The organism is Micromonospora sp. B9E7 (assembly GCF_039871815.1).
Lineage (GTDB): Bacteria > Actinomycetota > Actinomycetes > Mycobacteriales > Micromonosporaceae > Micromonospora.
The window spans coordinates 42,866-57,526 of sequence record NZ_JBDPLX010000014.1 but is presented as its reverse complement, the minus strand read 5'-3'; the positions used below and the strand labels follow the sequence as shown (position 1 = coordinate 57,526).

General features: G+C 71.0%; 16 protein-coding genes. 8 read left to right on the top strand and 8 right to left on the bottom strand.

The annotated features are described in order from the left end of the window. Nucleotides 1-38 precede the first annotated feature (38 nt). The 6 genes from ABGB10_RS21835 to ABGB10_RS21810 form a co-directional block, all read right to left on the bottom strand. Nucleotides 39-851, bottom strand: a complete 813-nt coding sequence (locus tag ABGB10_RS21835; RefSeq protein ID WP_347662744.1) for an ABC transporter ATP-binding protein — start codon at nt 849-851, stop codon at nt 39-41. Beyond that, entirely contained in the window at nt 844-1,668 is an 825-nt protein-coding gene (locus ABGB10_RS21830; RefSeq protein ID WP_347662743.1) for an ABC transporter permease, read from the bottom strand. The genes ABGB10_RS21835 and ABGB10_RS21830 overlap by 8 nt, the downstream gene beginning before the upstream one ends. After that, on the bottom strand, nt 1,665-2,465 hold the full coding sequence (locus tag ABGB10_RS21825) for an ABC transporter permease (protein WP_347662742.1): 801 nt from the start codon (nt 2,463-2,465) through the stop codon (nt 1,665-1,667). Before ABGB10_RS21825 ends, ABGB10_RS21830 begins: the two co-directional genes overlap by 4 nt. A 71-nt stretch (nt 2,466-2,536) precedes the next feature. Continuing rightward, nucleotides 2,537-3,511 (bottom strand): ABC transporter substrate-binding protein, encoded by a 975-nt coding sequence (locus tag ABGB10_RS21820; protein ID WP_347662741.1) that lies wholly within the window; start codon nt 3,509-3,511, stop codon nt 2,537-2,539. A gap of 196 nt (nt 3,512-3,707) precedes the next feature. Continuing rightward, on the bottom strand, nt 3,708-4,889 hold the full coding sequence (gene pobA / locus ABGB10_RS21815) for a 4-hydroxybenzoate 3-monooxygenase (protein WP_347662740.1): 1,182 nt from the start codon (nt 4,887-4,889) through the stop codon (nt 3,708-3,710). A gap of 18 nt (nt 4,890-4,907) precedes the next feature. Further along, nucleotides 4,908-6,368 carry a benzaldehyde dehydrogenase gene (locus ABGB10_RS21810; protein ID WP_347662739.1) on the bottom strand — a complete coding sequence of 487 codons (1,461 nt, stop codon included), beginning with the start codon at nt 6,366-6,368 and terminating at the stop codon, nt 4,908-4,910. Nucleotides 6,369-6,671: 303 nt separating this feature from the next. Here ABGB10_RS21810 and ABGB10_RS21805 point away from each other — a divergent pair, with 303 nt between their 5' ends. Genes ABGB10_RS21805 through ABGB10_RS21770 form a run of 8 tightly spaced genes read left to right on the top strand, consistent with a single transcriptional unit; the run spans nt 6,672 to nt 12,863 of the window. After that, entirely contained in the window at nt 6,672-7,490 is an 819-nt protein-coding gene (locus tag ABGB10_RS21805) for a CoA transferase subunit A (protein ID WP_347662738.1), read from the top strand. 38 nt (nt 7,491-7,528) lie between these two features. Continuing rightward, nucleotides 7,529-8,275, top strand: coding sequence for a CoA-transferase (locus tag ABGB10_RS21800; protein ID WP_347662845.1), 747 nt, complete (start codon nt 7,529-7,531; stop codon nt 8,273-8,275). Next, nucleotides 8,272-9,027 (top strand): protocatechuate 3,4-dioxygenase subunit beta, encoded by a 756-nt coding sequence (gene pcaH / locus ABGB10_RS21795; RefSeq protein ID WP_347662737.1) that lies wholly within the window; start codon nt 8,272-8,274, stop codon nt 9,025-9,027. The genes ABGB10_RS21800 and pcaH overlap by 4 nt, the downstream gene beginning before the upstream one ends. Beyond that, on the top strand, nt 9,020-9,592 hold the full coding sequence (pcaG, locus tag ABGB10_RS21790) for a protocatechuate 3,4-dioxygenase subunit alpha (RefSeq protein WP_347662736.1): 573 nt from the start codon (nt 9,020-9,022) through the stop codon (nt 9,590-9,592). Before pcaH ends, pcaG begins: the two co-directional genes overlap by 8 nt. Beyond that, the gene (pcaB, locus tag ABGB10_RS21785) at nt 9,567-10,907 is read left to right on the top strand and encodes a 3-carboxy-cis,cis-muconate cycloisomerase (RefSeq protein WP_347662735.1); all 1,341 of its coding nucleotides are present in this window, start codon (nt 9,567-9,569) and stop codon (nt 10,905-10,907) included. The genes pcaG and pcaB overlap by 26 nt, the downstream gene beginning before the upstream one ends. Next, the gene (gene pcaD, locus ABGB10_RS21780) at nt 10,904-11,683 is read left to right on the top strand and encodes a 3-oxoadipate enol-lactonase (protein WP_347662734.1); all 780 of its coding nucleotides are present in this window, start codon (nt 10,904-10,906) and stop codon (nt 11,681-11,683) included. The genes pcaB and pcaD overlap by 4 nt, the downstream gene beginning before the upstream one ends. Then, the gene (pcaC, locus tag ABGB10_RS21775; RefSeq protein WP_347662733.1) at nt 11,680-12,060 is read left to right on the top strand and encodes a 4-carboxymuconolactone decarboxylase; all 381 of its coding nucleotides are present in this window, start codon (nt 11,680-11,682) and stop codon (nt 12,058-12,060) included. The genes pcaD and pcaC overlap by 4 nt, the downstream gene beginning before the upstream one ends. After that, nucleotides 12,057-12,863: an IclR family transcriptional regulator gene (locus tag ABGB10_RS21770; RefSeq protein ID WP_347662732.1), complete on the top strand. Its 807-nt coding sequence runs from the start codon at nt 12,057-12,059 to the stop codon at nt 12,861-12,863. Before pcaC ends, ABGB10_RS21770 begins: the two co-directional genes overlap by 4 nt. Here ABGB10_RS21770 and ABGB10_RS21765 read toward each other — a convergent pair. Both ABGB10_RS21765 and ABGB10_RS21760 read right to left on the bottom strand, forming a co-directional pair. Beyond that, on the bottom strand, nt 12,854-14,230 hold the full coding sequence (locus tag ABGB10_RS21765) for a permease prefix domain 1-containing protein (RefSeq protein WP_347662731.1): 1,377 nt from the start codon (nt 14,228-14,230) through the stop codon (nt 12,854-12,856). The two genes, ABGB10_RS21770 and ABGB10_RS21765, sit on opposite strands and share 10 nt — an antisense overlap. Next, on the bottom strand, nt 14,227-14,592 hold the full coding sequence (locus ABGB10_RS21760) for a PadR family transcriptional regulator (RefSeq protein WP_347662730.1): 366 nt from the start codon (nt 14,590-14,592) through the stop codon (nt 14,227-14,229). Before ABGB10_RS21760 ends, ABGB10_RS21765 begins: the two co-directional genes overlap by 4 nt. Nucleotides 14,593-14,661 lie beyond the last annotated feature (69 nt).

The following is a 14,661-nucleotide window of genomic DNA, read 5'->3' as shown; positions in this document are numbered from 1 at the left end:
GCCCTTCCCTTCGGGGAACTCGTTGGCCTGGCCGCCGATCACCGCGCGGATCGCGGGGCCACAGCCTGCCCGCGCTTGGCCCGCTGGATCTGGTCGTAGACGTGCGTCCGCAGTTCCGTGAAACGGGGCAGGGCGCGGGTCGTGATCTGATCGCGCTCCGGCGGCAGGTCGATCGCGAGGTCCTCCTGGACCCAGGTCGGCGACGTGGACAATACTAGAACCCGCTGGCCCAGATACACCGACTCGTCGATGTCGTGGGTGACGAAGACAACCGAGATGGTCCGGCTGGCATGCAGCTCGCGGACCAGGTCCTCCAGATCGGCCCGGGTCTGCGCGTCCACCGCCGCGAACGGCTCGTCCATGATCAGGACGTCGGGCTGGTAGGCGATCGCCCGCGCGATCGCCACGCGCTGTTGCATCCCCCCGGAGAGCTGCCACGGGTGGCTCCGCGCGGCGTGCGCGAGGCCCACCGCCTCCAGCGCATCGACGACCAGTTTGTTCCGGTCCGCCCGGGGGAGCTTCTTGTGCCGCAGCGGAAGCTCGACGTTTCCGCGCACCGTCAGCCAGGGGTAGAGGCTGCGACCGTACTCCTGGAACACGACGGCCATGGCCGGGCTGGGCCCGGTCACCGGCGAGCCGTCCATCTCGACCACCCCGCTGGTGGGCCGCAGCAGGCCGGCGAGGCACTTCAGGAGGGTGGTCTTGCCGCAGCCGGACGGCCCGACGATGCAGACCAGCTCGCCGGCGTCCATCGTGAAGCTGATGTCCCCGATCGCCTCGACGTTCCCCGTCGCGGACTCGTAGACCTTCCGCAGATGCTCCACCCGCAGCAGGGCGCTCCGATCAGGCACGGTTGACCTCCCTGATTCCGTGGTACCAGCGCAGGACGCGCCGTTCGACGAGACCGAAAGCTACGGCGAGGAAGACGCCGACGAGACCGAGCAGGAGGATGCCGCTCCACATCTCGGCGATCAGGTAGTTGCGCTGGAAGTAGGCGATCCGGTAGCCCAGGCCGGAGGACGACGCGAACATCTCGGAGATGACCATCAGGATCAGCGCGACCGAGAGGGCCTGGCGAACCCCGGCCATGATGCGTGGGCTGGCGGCCGGGAGCACGAGGAACCAGAGGCGCTCCCACCAGGAGACCTGGAACGAGTCCGCGGTCTCCGTCATGACGCTGTCCGTGCCCCGGACCCCCTCGATCGTGTTCAACAGGATCGGCCAGACCGCCCCGGAGACGATCACGACCACCTTCATGGTGTCCGTGATCCCGAGCAGGAGCATGGCCACCGGAATCAGCACCGGTGGTGGGATGGCCCGGAGGAACTCCAGCAGCGGTTCGAGGAGTTCACGCAGCCAGTGGGTCAGGCCGATGACGGTGCCGGCGGCGATGCCGAGCACGATCGACGCGGCGACACCGAGGCCGAGGCGGGCGAGGCTCGGCAGCACGTCCTCGACGAACGCCGGGCCGACCCAGGTCTCCCGGAAGGCTTCGGCGATCGTCAGCGGGTCGGGGAAGAACTGACTCGTCGCCCTCGTCGCCACCAGACCCCAGACCACCAGAAGCAGCGTCGGCAGCCCCAGCGTGTGGAGGACGCTCGCCGCGATCCGGGTTCCGACCTTCCGGCTGCGCGGGGTGGTGGCGATCCGACCGGTGTACGCGGTCACCGCGCCTCCTCTCCTCGTACGGACTGGTGCCACGACAGCACCCGACGCTCGACGAACCGGAAGACGATGTTCACCGTGAGCCCGAGCAGGCCGGTGACCACGACCAGCGCGTACAGGCCGGCGGCGTCTCCCGCGGACCGGGACAGCTCGATCATGCGCCCGAGGCCGGGGTTGCCGATCACCATCTCCGCGGTGATGGCGAGGATGAGCGCGACCGCCGCCGCGAGCCGCAGACCCGTCATGAGGTACGGCAGGGTGGTCGGCAGGACGAGGTGCGACAACTGCTCCCGCCGGGTCAGACCGAAACTACGGGCGGTGTCGCGGGCCACCGCGTCGACGTCGGCGACGCCGTAGATCACCTGCACGAACACCTGCCAGAACGACGCGTAGATGATGATGACGAGGGCGGCCTGCATCTGGATGCCGAACATCAGCACGGCGAGTGGGATGAGGGCGACCGACGGGATCGGTCGAAGGAACTCGACAACCGTGTGGGTGGAGCGCCGCAGGAACGGCACCAACCCGACGACCGTGCCGAGGACGACCGCGGCGATCGTCGCCACCGTCAGGCCGATCGCCCAGGACGTCATGGTGCTGCCCAGCCGCCGCCAGAACGCGAGGTCGACGATCTGCTCGAACAGCCGCGCCAGGACGTCCGTCACGTACGGCAGATACAGCGGGTCGACCAGGCCCAGTGTCGGGATCAGCTGCCAGACGACGAGGAACCCGGTCAGGCCGACGACACCCAGCATCGCCTTGCGTAACGCGCGCAGGCGTCGGGTGGGAAACACGCGCATGTCACTCCCGTCGTCACGCGGGCGGCGAAGCCCTCCCCGGTCCGGGGCAGGGGAGGGCGGGATCGCGCCGGCTACTGCTGCTGGATGAGACGGTCGAAGTTGGGTTGCTTGTCGAGCACCTTGTACTTCTGCGCGAGCTCGGCGAGTGTCTGCAGGCTCGACCGGTCGACCTCCCAACCGAAGGCCGGGAGCCGCACCGACTCGGCCACCGGCGGGGGCAGCTCCAGGTTGTCCTTGATGGCCTGCCGGAGGGGCGCCACGTTGGCCGGGTCGTTGGCCCACTGCAACGTCTTCTTCATCGCCGCCGTGAAGTCCTCGACCAGCTTGGCGTCCTTCTCCGTGCGTTCCTTCGAGGTGATCGTGGTGAGGGTGGCCAGGCCGGGCACCACCGCCTGGTACGGCGCGACGACGAAGGTGTCGCCACGGGCCTTCAGCTGCGTGACGAACGGCTCCGGCACCCAGGCGGCGTCGATGTTGCCGGACTCGAGTTGGGCCGGGGCGTCCGGGAAGGCGACCTCGACGAACTTGATCGTCCTGGGGTCGCCGCCGTCCTTCTCGACCGCCGCCATGATGGTCACGTCGCCGGCCGCGCCCAGGCTGTTGACCGCGACCCGCTTGCCCGCGAGGTCGGCCGGCCGCTTGACGCCGGACTTCGCCGAGGCCACCACGGCGTTGATGTCGTCGCCGTCGGCGTACGAGGAGGCGTAGTTGCCGATGATGACGACGCCGAGGTTGCTCAGGTCGGCCCGGAACGGGCCGAAGGGTTGGCCGATCGCGAAGTCGATGTCGCCGTTCATCAGCGCGGGAATGGCCTGCGCGCCACCCTGGGCGGGCAGCACCTCGACCTGGAGCCCATGCTCGGCGAAGAGGCCCGCCTTGATGCCGCCCCAGAGCGCGGCGGTCTCGGTGATGGGCAGCGCCGCGACCCGGACCTTGCGCAGATCGCCCGAGGTCTGTTCGGACGGGTTGGACGCGTCGGAGTCGGTACATCCGGTGAGGGCGATCGCGGTAGCGGCGATCAGCCCGAGAGCCATGACCTTCTTCATTGACGAGGCCCTTCCTGGGCGGGGGGTGGTGGGTGCGTCGGAAGTCGGCGGATGCCTCGGATCTGCAGGTGAACTACCGCTGCGTGGGGGCGCACGCCGCTGTGTTGGCCATGGTCAGTCACCCCGGCATTGAAAGTCAATAATTTCTGACGCCCGTCATGAATAAGTTGAATAATGCTCCGCGGCGCGGCTGCGCTCACACCTCGGGCAGGCCCACGTAGTTCTCCGACAGGCTCGTGGCGTAGGCGTCGGACGTGGCGACGTACCTCAACGTGGCGGTCTGCAACTTCGTCTCGTACGGGTCGTCGCGCTCCAGCCGGTGCAGCATCGAGGTCATCCACCAGGAGAAGTGCTGGGCCCGCCAGACCCGGCGCAGCGCCGTGGCCGAGTAGGTGTCCAGCAGATCGGTGCGCCCCTCGTCGTACCACGCGGCGAAGGCGTCCCCGAGCAGCGCGACGTCGGCGAGGGCCAGGTTCATTCCCTTCGCGCCGGTGGGTGGGACGATGTGTACGGCGTCCCCAGCCAGGAACAGCCGCTCCCACCGCATCGGCTCCACCACGAAGCTGCGCATCGGCGTGATCGACTTCTCCAGGATCGGCCCCTCGTTGAGCGACCAGCCCGGCACCGTCTCCAACCGCGCCCGCAGCTCCGCCCAGATTCGCTCGTCCGGCCACTCGGCGATGTCCTCGTCCGGCGCGACCTGCAGATACAGCCGGGAAAGCTCGGGGGAGCGCATGCTGTAGAGGGCGAAACCCCGTTCGTGGTTGGCGTAGATGAGCTCCTGCACCGCAGGTGGGGCGGCGGCGAGAACGCCCAACCAGGCGAACGGGTACGCCCGCTCGTAGGTGGTCAGCACCCCGTCGGGCACCGCCCCGCGGCTCACCCCGTGGAACCCGTCACAGCCAGCCACGAAGTCGCAGTGCAGCTCCTCGTCGCGCCCGTCGCGTCGAAAGTGGACGACCGGTGAGTCGGTGTCGAGACCGTCCAGACGGACGACCTCGGCCTCGAAGAGGACCGAGCCGCCGGCCGTGAGTCGGGCGGCGATCAGGTCCTTGACCACCTCCTGCTGGCCGTAGACGGTGATCGCCCGTCCCGTCAGATCGGTCATCGGCACCCGGTGCGACTCCCCGGCGAAGCGCAGCTCGATGCCCTCGTGCCGCAGCCCCTCCCGTTGCAGCCGCTCGCCGACACCGGCGCGGCAGAGCAGGTCGACCGAACCCTGTTCGAGGACTCCCGCCCGCAGCCGATGCTCGACGTGGTCACGACTGCGGCTCTCCAACACCACGGACTCGATTCCGCGCAGGTGCAGCAGGTGCGACAGCATGAGTCCCGCCGGCCCGGCGCCGACGATGCCGACCTGGGTACGCATTCCCGGCATCTTCCTCTCTCCCTGGGGTCAGAACGGGTACCGCGTGATGCTGCCCTGCACGGTGAGCCACTGGGTCTCGGTGAACGCGTCGACGTTCGCCGCGGCCCCGCCGAACCGGGAGCCGGTGCCCGAGGCCCCGACGCCGCCGAACGGCGCCACCGCCTCGTCGCTGACCGTCTGGTCGTTGATGTGCACGATCCCGCTGGGGATGCGGTCGGCGAGGGCCATCGCCCTCATCACGTCCCGGCCGAGGATGCCCAGCGACAGGCCGTACTCGGTCTGCCGGGCCAACTCCACGGCCTCGTCCTGGTCGACGAAGGTGGTCACCGGCGCGACCGGGCCGAAGACCTCCTGGGCGTACGCCGGCGTCGTGGGGGTGACGTCGGCGAGCACCGTCGGCCGGTAGAACAGCCCCTCGTAGGTGCCGCCGGCCGCCAGCCGGGCGCCCGCGTCGACGCTCGCCGTGACCAGCGCGTGGATCTTGTCGCGCTGGCGCTCGTCGATGATCGGCCCGAGCGCCACCTGTTCCTTCGCCGGGTCGCCGACCGGCAGGTGGTCCGCCTTCGCCGCCAACTGCTCCACGTACCGCTCGGCCAGACTCTCGTGCACCAGGTGCCGACCGGTGGTCATGCAGATCTGACCCTGGTGCAGGAAGGACCCCCAGGCACCGGCGGAGACGGCGAGGTCCAGGTCGGCGTCGTCGAGCACGATGAGCGCCGAGTTGCCGCCGAGTTCCAGGTGCGCCCGCTTGAGATGCCGTGCGGCCGCCTCGCCGACCCTGCGGCCGGCCGCCGTCGAACCGGTGAAGCTGACCACCCGTACGTGCGGGTCGGCCACCAGCGCCTCGCCGACCTCGACCCCGCCGGGAAGGACGTGCAGCAGGCCGTCAGGCAGGCCGGCCTCCTCGAAGACCCGGGCGATCGAGACGCCACCGCAGACGGCGGTGCGCGGATCGGGCTTGAGCACCACGGCGTTGCCCAGTGCCAGGGCCGGAGCGACGGAACGGGTGGCCAGGATGAGCGGGAAGTTGAACGGCGCGATGACCCCGACGACGCCGACGGGCAACCGGCGGGCCAGGCTGAGCCGCGGTTGCGCGCTCGGGATGATCTCGCCGAGCGGGTGCGAGGCCAGCGCCGCCGCCTCGTAGCACTCCTGCGCCGCGGTGTCGGTCTCGACACCGGCCTTGGGTGGGATGGACCCGGACTCCCGCACGATCCAGTCGCCGATCTCGGTGGCGTGCTGTTCGAACAGCTGCCCGGCCCGGCGCAGCACCGCGGCCCGCTCGGCGTAGCCGGTGGCGGCCCAGGCGCGTTGGGCGGCGGCGGCGCGGGCGCAGGCTCGCGTCATGTCGTCGGCGTTCGCCACGCCGACCTGGCCGATCTCCTCCCCGGTGGCGGGGGACCGCACGGACGCCGTGCCGCCGGCCGGCTCCACCCAGCCGCCGCTGTGCAGCGTGCCGTGCCAGGTCGTGACGTCCAGCAGTGTCATGGCGGTCCTCCTGGGAGCGTGGGGCGGTGGGGTGGTCCCGGGCGTGACCGGGCGTGGCGTGCTTCCGCTCACGACGGCCCGGGGGGTGTTCGCGTGCCGAACGGCCGTTCTCTCCCTGAACGTTGGCACGTGGTCCGGCTCGCGTCAACGCATCGGTCGGCGTGACTTGGCAGCACTGTGGACAGGCCGGGCCAACCTGTCGTTGACGGATGTCGTCGCTCGCCGTACGTTCGATATGAGTACGGCAGTCCGCATAGCGAACGGCTGGCGGCACCACGGTTCTCGGTGGAGGCGGGGAGGCTCATGGCGAAGCTCGTCTCGTTGGCCGAGGGCGTGGCGCACCTGGTCCGCGACGGTGACGTGGTGGCCCTGGAAGGGTTCACCCACCTCATCCCGTTCGCCGCCGGCCACGAGATCATCCGCCAGGGACGGCGGGATCTGACCCTGGTGCGGATGACACCCGACGTCATCTACGACCAGCTCATCGGCGCGGGTTGTGCCCGTCGCCTGGTCTTCTCCTGGGGCGGCAACCCGGGCGTGGGGTCGCTGCACCGCTTCCGGGACGCCGTGCAGCACGCCTGGCCGCGTCCGCTCGAGTTGGAGGAGCACAGCCACGCCGGCATGGCGAACCGGTACGTCGCCGGGGCGTCCGGGCTGCCGTTCGCCGTCCTGCGCGGCTACACCGGCACCGACCTGCCCAGCCACACGACGAACATCCGGCCCATCACCTGCCCCTTCACCGGCGAGACGCTCACCGCCGTTCCCGCCCTGCGTCCCGACGTGACGGTGGTGCACGCCCAGCGCGCCGACCGCGACGGCAACGTGCAGATGTGGGGCATCACCGGGGTGCAGAAGGAAGCGGTGCTCGCCGCCGACCGTTCCCTGGTCACCGTCGAGGAGATCGTCGACGAGTTGGAACCCGTACCCGGGCAGGTGGTCCTGCCCGGCTGGGCGGTCACCGCGGTGGCAGAGGTGCCCGGTGGCGCACACCCCTCCTACGCGCACGGCTACTCGGTGCGGGACAACGACTTCTACCGGAGCTGGGACGCCGTCAGCCGGCACCGCGACACCTTCCGCGCCTGGCTGGACGAGCACGTGCACCGGGCGGGGGCAGCGGCGTGACCGACGAGACCACGACGACCGGCTGGACCGCGGACGAGATGATGACCGTCGCCGCCGCCCGGCAACTGCGCGACGGCACGGCCTGCTTCGTCGGGATCGGGTTGCCCAGCACCGCGGCGAACCTCGCCCGGGCGACCCACGCTCCGAACCTGGTGCTCATCTACGAATCCGGGTGTCTCGGCGCGAAGCCGGACCGGCTCCCGCTGTCCATCGGCGACGGAGTCCTCGCCGACACGGCGGACGCGGTGGTGTCGGTGCCCGAGGTGTTCAACTACTGGCTCCAGCCCGGTCGGATCGACGTGGGTTTTCTCGGGGCCGCGCAGCTCGACCGGTACGGCAACATCAACACCACGGTCGTCGGAGGGGACTACCACGCCCCGAAGGTCCGCCTGCCCGGCGCCGGTGGCGCCCCGGAGATCGCCGCCTCCTGCGGGGAGGTCGTGGTGATCGTCCGGCAGGACCTCCGGACGTTCACCGAACGGGTCGACTTCGTCACCTCGGTCGGGTACGGGAAGGGTCCGGGCGACCGGGAGCGCCTCGGCCTGCGGGGCGGAGGTCCCCGAGTGGTGATCACCGATCTCGGTGTCCTCGAACCCGATCCGGTCACCTGCGAGCTCACGTTGACCCGCCTGCACCCCGGTGTGACGCGGGAGCAGGCGCAGGCGGCCACCGGTTGGGACCTCGCCGTCGCCGAGGGGCTGACTACGGGCCATCCGCCGACGGCGCGGGAACTCGCGGTGCTGCGGGCGCTGGAGGCGACGAAGTCCGACGGGAGACGACAATGACCACTCAGGACACCCGGGCCGGCAGTGGCCTGGTGCTACCGAGCTACCGGCGCGACGACGTCGACGCCCACCCACCCCTGCTCAGCCCCGGCTACAAGTCGACGGTGGCGCGGGCGCCGAGACACCCACTGGTCCACCTGCCGCAGCGGCTGACCGAGGTCACCGGACCGCTGCTCGGCGAGGGGCGGCTCGGTGACCTCGACCACGACCTGACCCGCCAGCACGACGGTGAGCCGCAGGGACAGCGGATCATCGTGCACGGACGGGTCCGCGACGGTGACGGTCGACCGGTGCCCCGCACACTCGTCGAGATCTGGCAGGCCAACGCCGCCGGCCGGTACCGCGACGCCCGGGACACCTGGCCGGCGCCGCTCGACCCCCACTTCGAAGGGGTGGGCCGGGCGCTCACCGACGACCAGGGGCGGTACCGGTTCGTCACCGTGCAGCCCGGCGCCTACCCCTGGCGTAACCACGACAACGCCTGGCGGCCCGCGCACATCCACTTCTCCCTCTTCGGCCGCGCGTTCACCCAGCGGCTGGTGACCCAGATGTACTTCCCGGGCGACCCGCTCTTCTTCCAGGACCCGATCTTCAACTCGGTCCGCGACCCGAGGGCCCGGGAACGGATGATCGCCCGGTACGACCACGCCAGCACGACACCGGAGTGGGCGCTGGCGTACGAGTTCGACATCGTGCTGCGCGGCCGGGAGAGCACACCCTTCGAGGACGAGGACGAGGACGACGATGAGTGAGCAGTTGGGCGTCATGCCCGCGCAGACCGTCGGACCGTACCTGCACATCGGTCTGCGCTGGCCCGACGGCCCGTACGTGGTACCCGAGACCACGCCGGGCGCGTTCTGGATCAGGGGTCGGATCTTCGACGGCACCGGGGCGCCGGTGGTCGACGCGATGGTGGAGAGCTGGCAGGCCGACCCGGACGGCCGGTTCGACCACCCGGACGACCCGCGTGGCGCCCGCCCGCCCGCGCTCGCCGGTTTCCGAGGATTCGGGCGTAGCGAGACCGACGGGCAGGGCTGGTACCGACTGCTGACCGTCAAGCCGGGTTCGCTGCCCGCGCCGGACGGCGGCACCGAAGCGCCCCACCTGACCCTGTCGGTCTTCGGGCGTGGGCTGCTGCACCGCCTCGTCACCCGGATCTACTTCCCCGACGAACCGGCGGCGAACGCCGCCGACCCCGTGCTGCGCAGCGTCGACGCCGACCGCCGTGACACCCTGCTGGCGAAGCCCGCGACGGACGGGCTGCGGTTCGACATCCACCTGCAGGGAGACCATGAGACCGTCTTCTTCGCCGTCTGACGGCCTGCTCGGCGGCGTCTCCGGTGCCCCGGACGTCGACGCGGAACTCAGCGACCCGTCCCTGCTCCAGGCGATGCTCGACGTGGAGGCGGCGCTCGCCCGGTCCGCGGCGGACGCCGGCATCCTGCCCACACCGGTGGCCGAGGCGATCGTCGAGCAGTGCCGCGCCGACCGGTACGACCCGGGGGCGCTCGGTCGGGCGGCCGACGCTGCCGGCAACCCGGTCGTCCCGCTCGTGGGCGCGCTGACCGCCGCCGTGCCCGAGCACGCCCGAGGCTGGGTGCACGTCGGGGCGACCAGTCAGGACGTCCTGGACACCGCGCTGGTCCTGGTGGCCGTACGGGCGCTCGGGCCGCTGCTGCGTCACCTCGACGCCGCGGTGGACGCCGCCGCCCGGCTGGCCGACGCGCACCGCGGCACCGTGCTGGTCGCCCGAACACTCGGGCAGCAGGCGGCACCCACGACGTTCGGGCTCAAGGCCGCGGGATGGCTGACCGGTCTGGTCGAGGCCCGGGACCGGCTGCGTCAGGCCGGCGCCGCCCAGCCCGCGCAGCTCGGCGGGGCGGTCGGCACCCTGGCCGCGTTCGGCCCGGCCGGCACGGAGGTCGCCGAGCGGTTTGCCGCGCACCTGGGCCTCCCGTCGAGCCCACTGCCCTGGCACACCCGCCGGCAGTCCTGGCTCGACCTGGCCGCCGCCCTCGGTGGGCTCCTGGTGAGCACCGGCAAGGTCGCGCTCGACGTCGGGCTGCTCGCCCAGAACGAGATCGGCGAGGTCGCCGAGGGCGGCACCGGCCGGGGCGGCTCCTCGGCCATGCCGCACAAGCGCAACCCGGTGGACTCCATCCTCGTCAGCGCCGCGGCGCGACGCGGTCCGGGTCTCGTCGCCACCCTGTTCGCTGCGGCGGTGCAGGAGCACGAGCGGGCCGCAGGCGCCTGGCACGCCGAGTGGGAGCCGCTGCTCGACCTGCTGCACCTGGCCGGCGGCGCCGCCGCCCGGTGCGCACGGATGCTGGTCGGGTTGCAGGTCCACCCGGAGCGGATGCGGGAGAACCTCGACGCGACCGGCGGCCTCCTGCTCGCCGAGGCCGTCGCCGCGCGACTGGCACCCGCCGTCGGTCGCGGCGTCGCGCACGACCTGGTGACCCGCGCCGCCGCCGAACCCTCGTTCCGCGCCGCGCTGCTCGCCGACCCCGAGATCCGCGCCCACCTGTCCGAGGCGGAGATAGACGAGGCGCTCGACCCGTACCGCTGGCTCGGCTCGGCCGGCCGGTTCGTCGACCGGGCCTTGGTCGCCGCTCGGGGAGCGGCCCGGTGACCTCCCGGTTGCATCTCGTCGTCGACGGCCCGCACGACGCGCCGACGCTGCTGCTCGGCAGTTCCCTCGGCACCGCCGCAGCGATGTGGGAACCGCAGGTCCCGGCGCTCGCCGAACGGTTCCGGGTCATCCGGTACGACCACCTGGGTCACGGCCGCTCGGCGGTGCCGTCCGGGCCGTACACGATTGATCTTCTCGGCCGGGAGCTGCTGCGGACGCTGGACGATCTGGACGTGCCGTGGGTCCACTACGCGGGGTTGTCCCTCGGGGGCATGGTGGGCATGTGGCTCGCGGCGCACGCGCCCGACCGGGTGCGGCGGATGGTGCTGCTCTGCACGTCGGCGTCGCTCGGCCCGCCCGAGCAGTGGCACCAACGGGCGGCGACGGTACGGGCCTCCGGAATGCCGGCGATCGCCGACGCGGTGGTGGCCCGTTGGTTCACCCCGGCCTTCGCCACCGCCCGGCCGGACGTGGTCGCCGATCACCGCGCGCTGCTGACCGCAACGCCCCCGGACGGCTACGCCGCCTGCTGCGAGGCGATCGCCGCGATGGACCTCCGACCCGACCTCGGCCGGATCACCGCGCCGACGCTCGTCGTCGCGGGAGCGGACGACCCGGCCACCCCGGTCGAGCACGCCCGCGAGATCGTCGGGGGCATCCCTGGGGCCCGACTGGCCGTGGTCGGCGCGGCGGCGCACCTGGCCAACGTCGAGCAACCCGAGCAGGTGCGCCGGCTCCTGCTGGAACACCTTCACGAGGAGCGCGGTGACAGATGAACGACCGTGATCGGCACGAGGCGGGCATGACGGTACGCCGGCAGGTGCTGGGCGACGACCACGTGGACCGCGCGATCGACGGCACGGACGAGTTCACCGCCGACTTCCAGGACTTCATCACCCGCTACGCCTGGGGGGAGGTGTGGAGCCGCCCGGGCCTCGACCGGCGTACCCGTAGCTGCATCACCCTCGCCGTGCTCGCCACCCTGCACCACGACGACGAGTTGGCGATGCACGTCCGCGCCGCGCTGCGCAACGGGCTGAGCCCGGCCGAGGTGGCGGAGGTCCTGCTCCAGGTCGGCGTCTACGCTGGCGTACCGGCGGCGAACCGGGCGTTCAAGGTGGCCCGGGAGACCCTGCGACAGGAGGCCGGGTGAGCGTGAGCGAGGACGCGGCGAGGTCGTCGGAGTTCGTCCAGTCACTGGAACGCGGACTCGCGGTGATCCGGGCGTTCGACGCCGAGCATCCGCAGCTCACCCTCAGCGAGGTGGCCAGGAGGACCGGGCTGACCCGGGCCGCGGCGCGTCGGTTCCTGCTCACCCTGGTCGAGTTGGGCTACGTGCACACCGACGGCCGGCTCTTCTCGCTGCGCGCGCGGATCCTCGAACTCGGCTACGCGTACCTGTCGAGTCTGAGCCTGCCCGAGGTCGCGCGGCGGCACATGGAGGCGCTGGTCGCGCAGGTGCACGAGTCCTGCTCGGTGTCGGTGCTCGACGGCGACGAGGTGGTCTACGTGGCCCGCGTTCCCACCAAGCGGATCATGACGGTGGGGATCAGCGTCGGCACCCGGTTCCCCGCCTATGCCACCTCGATGGGTCGGGTGCTGCTCGCCGCGCAACCGGTGGACTGGTTGGACGACTACCTCGCCACGGCGGAGCTGCGGCCGTTGACCCGGCGCACCGTCACCGACCCGGCGAAGCTGCGCACCGCCCTGACGAAGATCGCCGCCCAGGGGTACGCCATCGTGGACCAGGAGTTGGAGGAGGGGCTGCGCTCGGTGGCCGCCCCGATCCACGGCGAGAACGGGTCGGTGATCGCGGCGGTGAACGTCTCCGCGCACGCCACCCGAGGGTCCTTCGAGATGATCCGTCGGGAACTGCTCCCGCCGCTGTTGGCCGCCGCGAAGCGGATCGAGGAGGACGTCCGCGGCGGCCCGAGCAGCCTGCCCGGTCAGACGTAGCCGAACAGTGGCGGGAAGACCAGGACCACGAACCACGCCCACCCGGCGTACACCGGCAGGTAGCTGGTCTGCCACCGTTCGAGCGCCGCGAACGGTGCGCGCCGGCGGATGAAGGTCAGCAGGAGCCACGCCGACCACGCGAGGTTGACCAGCAGGATGACGTTCTCACCGAGCGCGGCAGCCCGGTTGGGCGTGCTGCCGTAGTCGTCGGTGATGCGTCCGGTGATCTCCACCAGCACGAGCACGTCGATGGCCAACGCGCTGACCACGAGCGCGAGCTGGAGTTTGTCGAACGGGCCGGGCGGAGCCAGCGGATCACGGGCCGAGAGCGAGTAGAGCAGCAACCCCAGCACCACGACCAGCAGGAGGTCGAACAGGATCAGGGTCTCGCGTTCGACGTCGATGCCGTGGCTGGTCCAGACGACAGCGACGAGGAACGCGAGGAGGGCGGCCGTGAAGAGCGGCGTGAACAGTCGGGTGAGGACCGGCGCGATGTTCTCGACGACACTCTGCTTGGCCTCGACCAGCCACCCGGCCACGACGACCGCGGCTGCCGCGCCACAGGGCAGGAGCCACTGCGAGATGAACTCCTCCGGGGCGATTCCGATGGCCGCGAACGTGTTGAACAGGAACGCGGAGAGTACGCCGCCGCCGAGGGCCATGAGGACGAGGTAGATGAACCACTCGCCGGTGAAACGGATGAAGTCCATGCGTCGACGCGACGACCGCCAGTCGTCGGCGACGTAGGCCAGACCGACCACCAGCCACAGGGCGATGGGGAGGTGGATGCTGGTGACGACGATGGACTGCGAGTCGTCTGCCAGTGGGTAGACATTGGCCGCCACGACACCGAGGGCGAACAGCGCCACCAGTACCACGATCACCGACTGTCGGGCGCTGCGCCGCCAGGCCAGGAACGCCGCCAGCCAGGGCAGCGCGAACAGGGTGAAGTTCCGCGCGTAGAACGAGCCGTCGTCGTCGAAGTCGAACCCGAACAACTCGGGCACCTTGACGGACGCCACCGCGCCGGCCGCGCAGGCGAGCATGGCCCACAGGTCCCGCCGGGAGCGCGTGTCGGCGACCGGGCTGCTGGAGTCGGCGGTCAGCACCAGCTGCTTCCACAGCCGTTCCGAATGCTCCCGGGCGAACTCGCGGGAGAGCTCGTCGAGGCTGCCCATTCGCTTGACCGCGACCAGGAACGCCTCGTCCGGGCTCAGTCCTCTCGCGACGAGCTCGTCGACGGAGCCACGGAGGTGGTCCTCCAGCTCGTCGGCGTCCGTCGGTTGCAGCTCCCGGCGGCGGAGCACGTAGCGGCGCCACTGCTCGAACTGGGCCTCCAGCTCCTGCTGCCCGTCGTGGTCCGTCATGCGAGGCCCTCCAGTGGGTGCACCGTCAGTGGCACCCGGTCATGCCAGATTTCCTTCAGCGCGCCCACCACGGTGTCCCACTGCCGGCGCTGCTCGGCCAGCTCGGCCAGGCCCTTCTCGGTGATGCGGTAGTACTTGCGCTTGCGCTCGCCGGTGACCGACTGCCAGCTCGACTCGACGTGGCCGAGGCGCTCGAGCCGGTGTAGCAACGGGTACAGCAGCCCTTCGGTCCAGTCGAGCTCGCCCCCGGACAGCTCGTTGATCCGTTTGAGGATCGCGTAGCCATAGCTCTCACCCTCGGTCAGGATGCCGAGCACCATCGGCGTGGCCGAGGCGGCCACCAGATCCTTCGCAACCTTCACAGAAGTCACCCCACTCTCAACCCTAGAGATACTAGGCATAGTACTGCTAGGTATTCGCGTGACGCAACG

Coding starts and splice junctions, on each gene's coding strand:
- ABGB10_RS21820 (WP_347662741.1), bottom strand. CDS start 3,511: ATGAAGAAGGTCATGGCTCTCGGGCTGATCGCCGCTACCGCGATCGCC.
- pcaB (WP_347662735.1), top strand. CDS start 9,567: ATGAGACCGTCTTCTTCGCCGTCTGACGGCCTGCTCGGCGGCGTCTCC.
- ABGB10_RS21805 (WP_347662738.1), top strand. CDS start 6,672: ATGGCGAAGCTCGTCTCGTTGGCCGAGGGCGTGGCGCACCTGGTCCGC.
- ABGB10_RS21765 (WP_347662731.1), bottom strand. CDS start 14,230: ATGACGGACCACGACGGGCAGCAGGAGCTGGAGGCCCAGTTCGAGCAG.
- ABGB10_RS21810 (WP_347662739.1), bottom strand. CDS start 6,368: ATGACACTGCTGGACGTCACGACCTGGCACGGCACGCTGCACAGCGGC.
- pobA (WP_347662740.1), bottom strand. CDS start 4,889: ATGCCGGGAATGCGTACCCAGGTCGGCATCGTCGGCGCCGGGCCGGCG.
- pcaG (WP_347662736.1), top strand. CDS start 9,020: ATGAGTGAGCAGTTGGGCGTCATGCCCGCGCAGACCGTCGGACCGTAC.
- ABGB10_RS21825 (WP_347662742.1), bottom strand. CDS start 2,465: ATGCGCGTGTTTCCCACCCGACGCCTGCGCGCGTTACGCAAGGCGATG.
- pcaH (WP_347662737.1), top strand. CDS start 8,272: ATGACCACTCAGGACACCCGGGCCGGCAGTGGCCTGGTGCTACCGAGC.
- ABGB10_RS21800 (WP_347662845.1), top strand. CDS start 7,529: ATGATGACCGTCGCCGCCGCCCGGCAACTGCGCGACGGCACGGCCTGC.
- pcaC (WP_347662733.1), top strand. CDS start 11,680: ATGAACGACCGTGATCGGCACGAGGCGGGCATGACGGTACGCCGGCAG.